The organism is Mycobacterium simiae (assembly GCF_008370645.1).
In the GTDB taxonomy this organism is placed as follows: domain Bacteria; phylum Actinomycetota; class Actinomycetes; order Mycobacteriales; family Mycobacteriaceae; genus Mycobacterium; species Mycobacterium simiae_A.
The window spans coordinates 1-844 of the sequence record NZ_VTZN01000436.1; the positions used below are offsets into that span (position 1 = coordinate 1).

The 844-nt window shown below is 62.3% G+C and carries 1 protein-coding gene; it reads right to left on the reverse strand.

What is annotated here, in order from left to right; translation table 11 throughout:
- Positions 1–844 (reverse strand): FAD-binding protein (locus F0Q45_RS26305; RefSeq protein ID WP_149656630.1); only part of this gene is annotated, 844 nt, incomplete at both ends.

Genomic DNA, 844 nt, shown 5'->3' on the forward strand with positions numbered 1-844 from the left:
CGGCGGCCGAAGAACGATCCCTCGCCCAGCTGTGTACCGCTGGCGTAGCCCTTGCCGTCCTGGGCGATGTTGGAGGCACAGGCGCCGGCGGCGTACAAGCCCGGCAGGACAGTCCCGTCTTCGCGCAGCACCTCGCCGTCGACCGAGGTGGCCAGCCCGCCAAGGGTAAATCCTGCATACATTGCCTTGCCCAGTGACATGTCGAAGGCTCCCCACGGCCCTTTAGCTTGGGGCGCAAGAAATTCCGGCTGCTTGTGAAAGTCGGGATCTTCGCCGCGTGCGGCATAAGCGTTGTAGCGGTCCAGCGTCGCGACCAGCTTTCCCACGGGAATGCCCAGTGCGGCCTCCATCTCGGCAACCGTTTCCCAACCGTCGATCAATGGGACCAGTGGCATCTTGGGGTGCTGCAGGTGCGCTTCGTCGACGATCAGATAGGCAGCGCTGTCCGGCTGGTCCATGATGAACCCGGCGGTCCTGGAATGGTAGGAGTCCTCAGCGACAAAGCGCTGGCCGAGCTTGTTCACAATGATCCCGGTGAGCAGGATTGATGGCGGGTACGGCGGAGCCGTGATGAAGATTTGATCCATGTGCTGGGTGGCACCGCCGGCCGAGACTCCCAATCGAATTCCCACACCATCGTCATAGGTATTACCGAGCACGAACGGTTTTTCGGCCAGCTTCGGGGTGTACGTGGCTACCATGTCTGGATTCATTACGAATCCGCCGGCAGCGATGATGACCGACTTCGCTCGAACCGCGCCGGTTTCGGTGAAGCGCCTCCATCGCACGCCGGTCACGATGGTCTTCGGGCCCGACCCTTCCACAATGAGCTCGGTGGCGCCAG